This is a genomic window from Nostoc sp. UIC 10630 (genome assembly GCF_010747425.1).
Lineage (GTDB): Bacteria > Cyanobacteriota > Cyanobacteriia > Cyanobacteriales > Nostocaceae > Nostoc.
On the sequence record NZ_JAAGOG010000319.1, the window covers coordinates 1 to 6,496 of the forward strand.

General features: G+C 41.0%; 4 protein-coding genes. 3 read left to right on the forward strand and 1 reads right to left on the reverse strand.

The window, feature by feature from the left end; all coding sequences use genetic code 11:
* A partial coding sequence (locus G1O98_RS36155) for a COR domain-containing protein (RefSeq protein WP_163938989.1) occupies window positions 1-2,388 on the forward strand: 2,388 nt, incomplete at its 5' end.
* Window positions 2,389-2,826: 438 nt separating this feature from the next.
* Window positions 2,827-5,487 (forward strand): ATP-binding protein, encoded by a 2,661-nt coding sequence (locus tag G1O98_RS36160; protein WP_163938992.1) that lies wholly within the window; start codon window positions 2,827-2,829, stop codon window positions 5,485-5,487.
* A 58-nt stretch (window positions 5,488-5,545) separates the two neighbouring features.
* On the opposite strand, the gene G1O98_RS36165 is transcribed toward G1O98_RS36160, so the two are convergent.
* Window positions 5,546-5,974: a methyl-accepting chemotaxis protein gene (locus tag G1O98_RS36165; RefSeq protein ID WP_163938994.1), complete on the reverse strand. Its 429-nt coding sequence runs from the start codon at window positions 5,972-5,974 to the stop codon at window positions 5,546-5,548.
* Between the two features lie 89 nt (window positions 5,975-6,063).
* Here G1O98_RS36165 and G1O98_RS36170 point away from each other — a divergent pair, with 89 nt between their 5' ends.
* The gene (locus G1O98_RS36170) at window positions 6,064-6,321 is read left to right on the forward strand and encodes a hypothetical protein (protein ID WP_163938996.1); all 258 of its coding nucleotides are present in this window, start codon (window positions 6,064-6,066) and stop codon (window positions 6,319-6,321) included.
* Window positions 6,322-6,496: the final 175 nt, after the last annotated feature.

Here is a 6,496-nt window from a genome sequence, read left to right on the forward strand (position 1 = left end):
ACCAACCTGGAATTCTTCGACCTCGCCAGTAATCAACTGAGCAGTCTGCCAAAAGAAATTGGACAACTCACCAACCTGGAATTCTTCGACCTCGCCAGTAATCAACTGAGCAGTCTGCCAAAAGAAATTGGACAACTCACCAACCTACAAACCCTCTACCTAGGCAGGAATCAACTGGGCAGTCTGTCACCGGAAATTGCCCAACTCACCAACCTGCAAATTCTCAACCTCAGCAGTAATCAACTGAGCAGTCTGCCAAAAGAAATTGGACAACTTACCAACCTGCAAACCCTCAACCTCAGCAGTAATCAACTGAGCAGTCTGCCAAGGGAAATCAGGCAACTGTCAAACCTGAAAAAGCTGGATCTTCGTAGAAATCCAGTCCCCATTCCACCAGAGATTTTGCGGCCGAAGGCTGACTACCAAGATCCGGGTGATGTGAATGAAATTCTCGATTTCTATTTTCGGGTACAAGATCCAGCTGAAACCGAACCTTTCTACGAAGCAAAATTCTTAATTATTGGCGAAGGAGGAGCCGGTAAAACCTCTTTAGCCAAGAAAATCAAAGACGAAACCTATAAACTCCAGCCAGAAGAGAAATCAACCCAAGGCATTGAGGTGATCCGGTGGGACTTTACACAGTCCAATGGCAAAGATTTTCGCGTCAACATCTGGGATTTTGGCGGTCAGGAAATTTATCACCAAACCCATCAGTTTTTCCTCAGTAAGCGATCTCTCTATGCTTTAGTTGCCGACACTCGCAAAGAAAACACTGATTTTTACTGGTGGCTAAACGTTGTCGAACTCTTGAGCGGCAAAAGTCCAGTTTTTATCATCAAAAACGAAAAACAAGACCGTCAGTGCGAAGTCGATGGGGGCCAATTAAGAGGAGAATTCAGTAATCTGGAGAGAATACTGGCAACCAATTTAGATACTAATCGAGGTTTAGCAGAGATTAAAGATGCTATTCAGCTATACATCAGTAAACTTGACCATGTTGGTACACCTCTGCCAAAACTCTGGGTAAGAGTCAGAACCGCCTTAGAGAACGATTTCCGAAATTACATCAACGTTGAAGAATACTTTACTCTTTGCCGAGTCAATAATTTAACTGACCGTGAAGACATGAAACGCTTAAGCAGTTATCTCCACGACCTCGGTGTTTGCCTCCACTTTCAAGACGATTCTACACTCAAACACTACGTTATCCTCAAACCAGAATGGGGGACAACTGCCGTCTACAAAGTTTTGGATAATCAAACTGTCAAGCAAAAGCTAGGTTGTTTTACCAAGGAAGACCTCGAAGATATTTGGAAAAGCAGCGAATATATTGATATGCGCGATGAACTACTTCAATTAATGATGCAGTTCAAGCTTTGCTACGAAATTCCCGGTCGTCGTGACACTTATATTGCCCCACAATTACTTTCCATTGAAAAAGCTGATTATACCTGGAACGATCGCAATAATCTGATCCTGCGCTACACCTATGATTTCATGCCAAAAGGCATTCTTACCCGCTTTATTGTCGAAATGCACGCTCATATTGAACAGCAAAAACTCGTTTGGAAAAGCGGTGTTGTTCTCAATAAAGACCAAACCCGTGCTGAAGTCATTGAAAACTATAACCAACGGGAAACTAAAGTCCGCGTAGCAGGAAACCGAAAGAAAGAATTGCTAACAGTTATCACTCATGAATTAGACAAAATCCATAAGTCTTATGAACGCCTAAAATATAAAACACTTGTTCCCTGCAACTGTGAAAGTTGTAAGGATAGTCAGAATCCTCATTTTTATAACCAAGATGTGTTGTACAAATTCAGGGACAATAATCGCTACCAAATCCAGTGCCAGGATAGCGGTGATATGGTAGATGTCCGCAGATTGATTGACGATGTTTTACCAACTCCACCAAATTTAGAAATACCCATGTCTGAACCCGTAACCAGGAATCAAGTTTTTATTAGCTATAGTCACAAAGATAAAAAGTGGTTCAATGACCTCAAAACTCATCTAGAACCATTAATTAGAGAAAAAAATCTTAACCTGTGGGATGATACCCAAATCAAGCCTGGTGATGTTTGGGAAGATGAAATCCAGGCGGCTTTGGCATCTGCAAAAGTAGCAGTGTTGCTGGTAAGTCCAAACTTTCTCGCATCAAAGTTTATTAGTCAAAATGAGTTACCACCTCTGTTAGAAGCAGCAAAAGCCGAGGGAGTCAAAATTCTCTGGATACCTTTGCGTGCTAGCAACTACAAAGCAACAGCAATTGAAAAATATCAAGCCGCACACCCTACCGATAGCCCATTAAACACCATTATGGGAGGAAAACGAGATCAAGCTTGGGTAGATATTTGCAACAAAATCAATACAGCAGCCTTTCGGTAAAAGAACCTCTCCTTGCTTTGAATAAAATTTCAAGTTTATCTATAAAATCTGGGTAATGCTTCAATACGCTTGGGTTAAGGGCTACTGGCAAAAATTTTGGGTTTTCAAGACGCGATAAATCGCCGTCTCTACAAGTGTTTTGGTCTTATGTGAACTGTATTGGGTAATGCTCACTCTTTTTAAAGGGGGTTAGGAGAGATTAATAAATGTCTAAAATTACAGCTAGGTGCTTTTCAAACAACCTTTCAGCTAGGCTGAAAATGTTAATTCGATGAAATTCACATTGCAGGTAAAATCACAGGTTAAAGTTTTGTTCTTTTGCCAAAAGTGGTATATTGGCACTTGATCCGACCGAGTACAAACTATGTATAAGCCCGCAGACCAGAGAAGTCGAGGTGTTGTACTCACTACTATAGGACAGGAAGAGAGAGTGGGCTTATGAACAAAAATATTGGTCAAAATGGTGTTTTTCCCCTATTTAAAGGTGTACCTCTACGTCGCATTCTCGTAGCGTTGTTTGTGCTGCAAATCTTGCTAGCTGTGGGATTGACTGCATATTTATCAATCCGCAATGGGCAAATGGCAGTCAATGAGGTAGCTAGCGAATTGCGTTATGAAGTCGCTAATCGAGTAGAGCAAAATTTACAGGCTTATCTCTCAACTCCGCGTCAAGTATTGCGCGGTAATCAAAATATCATTGATATTGGGTTGCTGAAGATGGAAAATCTGGCAACTTGGGAGTCATACTTAATCAAGCAGTTAGAGATTTTTCCTGATGCGATCGCTTTAACGGCAAGCAATGAACAGCAAGAACACTTAGCGGTGGAAAAGCTCAACGATCGCCAATATTTACTCAGAAAAGCCGATAAGTCAACTGGTTACGACCTCTACACCTACCAAATTGACTCTTTTGGTCAACGTACCCAGCTACCAGAAGTAATCAAAAACTATGATGCGCGATCGCGTCCTAACTATCAAGCAGCAGTTACCGCTAAAAAATTCAGCTTTAGTCAGATTTTTACACCCATCACCGAACCAACGCTGCTGATTAGTGCTTCTCAACCTATATATAACTCCCAAGGTGAGTTACTCGGTGTCAACAGCGCTCTAACTCATGTATCGCAAATTGGAAATTTGCTGCAAAATATTAAAGTTGGCAAATCTGGGCAAGTTTTTATTATCGAGCGATCGGGGCTATTAGTCGCAAGTTCCACAAAGGAAGAACCATTCCGTCTCCAAAATGGTAAACCAATTAGGTTGGCAGCTTCCCAAAGCGGGAATGCTTTTACTCAAGCTAGCGTTAAATATTTAGAAACTAAATTTACTAACTTTGACGAAATTAAGAGTTTACAGCAACTAGATTTTTCTTTGAATGGCAAACGACAATTTTTAGAAATTAGACCATTGCAAGGCGAACCAAATGTCAACTGGTTAATTGTAGTAGCTGTCCCTGAAGCAGATTTTATGGGGCAAATCGATCGCAACACTCAAACTACAATTTTTCTCTGTCTGGGAGCGTTGGGATTAGCTATTTTACTAGGAATTGTTACCGCCCGTTGGATAACTCAGCCAATTTTGTACTTCAGCACGGCGACAAAAGATTTAGCCGATTTCACCAAGGTTGAAGACTCGGTGGTGATTGTACCAGGCATTAAAGAAGTAGAAATGCTGGGTGAATCTTTCAATGAGATGATGCAGCATTTACGTAAAATCTTTACTGCACAGATTACAAAAAATGAAGAGTTAGAATTGCAAGTTCAACAGCGAACTCAAGATTTACAGCAAGAGATTCAAAAAAATATTAATAGTGAGCAAAAGCTAGAAAAGCATAATCGGGCGTTGGCAGAACTGGCAAATCACAGGGCAATTTCAGAAGGAAATCTGGAAACAGCATTCAAAGTTATTACAGAGAAAGCCGCGAATGCTTTAGAAGTAGAACGAGTAAGTGTGTGGTTATTCAATAGCGATGACGACGGCAGGCTGCGTCAACGCACTAAACTACAATGTATAAGTCTCTACGAACGTAGCAATCAAAAACATTCAGCAGGTTTAGAACGCGATCGCGCAGATTATCCCATCTACTTTAAATCCCTGACATCTGCCCGCATCATCGCTGTCACCGATACTCGCACCGATCTACGGATACAAGAATTATGGGATGAATTGCTAGAAACAAAGAATGTTGTATCCCTAATTAATACCTCCATTTGGGTTGGGGGCGAAGTCGTGGGAACAGTATTGTATGAACAGATTGATATTCCTCGGACATGGGAACTGAGCGAGCAAAACTTCGTTAGCTCAATAGCTGAATTTGTTGCTCTAACTTTAGAAGTCTGCGATCGAAAAAGTGCAGAATCCGATCTGCGTGAGGCGAAAGAAGCTGCCGAAGTTGCAAATCGTGCCAAAAAAACCTTTTTGGTAAATATGAGCCATGAATTGAGGACTCCCTTAAGCTCTATTCTTGAAATTGCAGCAGCACTCCAAAATGAAGTTTACGGTACTGTAACCGAAGAACAGCGCCAGTTTCTAAATACCCTCGAATCGAGCGGTAAGAACTTACTAGAATTGATTAACCAAATCCTTGAGCTTACAGATATTGAATCCAGCAAGATAGAACTGCAACTAGCGGCTACTTCGATTCCAGAATTATGTGACTCTAGTCTCAGTTTCGTCAAAAATTTAGCGTTACAGAAAAATATCCAACTGAGTGTACAAATCCCTGAAGAACTCGAACCCATCCAAGTTGATGAGCGCCGCATCCGCCAGGTATTTATCAACCTGTTGAGCAACGCTATCAAGTTTACTCACGACGGAGGCAAAGTTTGGATTGAAGTTCAGCCAAATTCCACAAATGAATATATCTTTTTTAGCGTGGTAGATACGGGTATTGGTATGCTTTCCGATGACCTTTTCCGATTATTTCAACCTTTTATTCAAGTTGAAAATGCCTCTACCCGTCGTTCCGCGGGTACTGGTTTAGGATTGGTGATGGTGCAAAAAATCGTCGAGTTGCATGGTGGTACTGTCCACGCCGAAAGTCAGTTAGGGAAAGGTAGTCGATTTACAATTAAACTACCGTGGAAAAAGGTTGGAGAGTAGGGGGTGGAGAGTTAAAATTAACCATTTACTCGTTTCCATACTTTGTACGAGAATGGATTTATTCTGCGATCGCTCTATCTAGTCCATTAAGATATGGAGTTTTAGCATTTTCACTGGCTAACTCTTTTGGAGTCGCCCTTAAGCGTGTTGCTCTGCTTTTACGGATGCGATCGCTTTTACGAACAGCACCCGCCATTTCATATTCACGGCTATCTTTGCCGTATTTAAAAGCAACTCCAATCAGCATTTTCTCAGTTATGTCACTTAAAGCTTTGTCCAATTCTTCCATCTCAGTTCTAGAAGAGTTAATCACGGCTAGAGCAGTATTATAAGCATCTATTTTGCTACGGTACTGCTCAATTAGTTGTGTCATGTTTTGCAAGTTGCGAGCATCCCCAAAATCCATGCTGGGATCAATTGCTTTAAGTCCAGCCACTCTTAATTCAGCTTTTTCTAAAACGCGGTATGTACGTTTTTGAGCAGGCATAAATGTATCCTTTTTATTGCTTTAGAGCTAGTTTGCCCTACTAAAGCTGTATTTTAGTTCAGTAAAATCCTCACAGATTGGTGTCTAATATGATAGAGATATCAGTATTTCTCACAAAAGTTATGGTTTTGTTGATGAAACGCATGAGTTTGTTGATGAACAGAACGATTTTGTTGATGAAACGCATGGGTTTGTTGATGAACAAAACGATTTTGTTGATGAAACGCATGAGTTTGTTGATGAACAGAACGATTTTGTTGATGAAACGCATGGGTTTGTTGATGAAACGCATAATTTTATATTTAAAGCTGTATAGCTGTTATCGACCCAGTGAAGTACAACTTTGACTTCTCTCCTTTTAGGCTACGGTTGTACACACAAGTTAAATTACCCCCCTTAATCCCCCCTTAGAAAGGCTACGGTGTACACACAAGTCTTATAAAAATTGTCTAACAGTGTTTCGATCCCCCCTAACCCCCCTTAAAAAGGGGGGAAATTTCTTCAAGTCCCCCTTTTTAAGGG

What these genes read in the sequence shown, in the direction of transcription:
- G1O98_RS36170 (WP_163938996.1), top strand. Translation starts at nt 6,064, where the DNA reads ATGATAGAGATATCAGTATTTCTCACAAAAGTTATGGTTTTGTTGATG.
- G1O98_RS36165 (WP_163938994.1), bottom strand. Translation starts at nt 5,974, where the DNA reads ATGCCTGCTCAAAAACGTACATACCGCGTTTTAGAAAAAGCTGAATTA.
- G1O98_RS36160 (WP_163938992.1), top strand. Translation starts at nt 2,827, where the DNA reads ATGAACAAAAATATTGGTCAAAATGGTGTTTTTCCCCTATTTAAAGGT.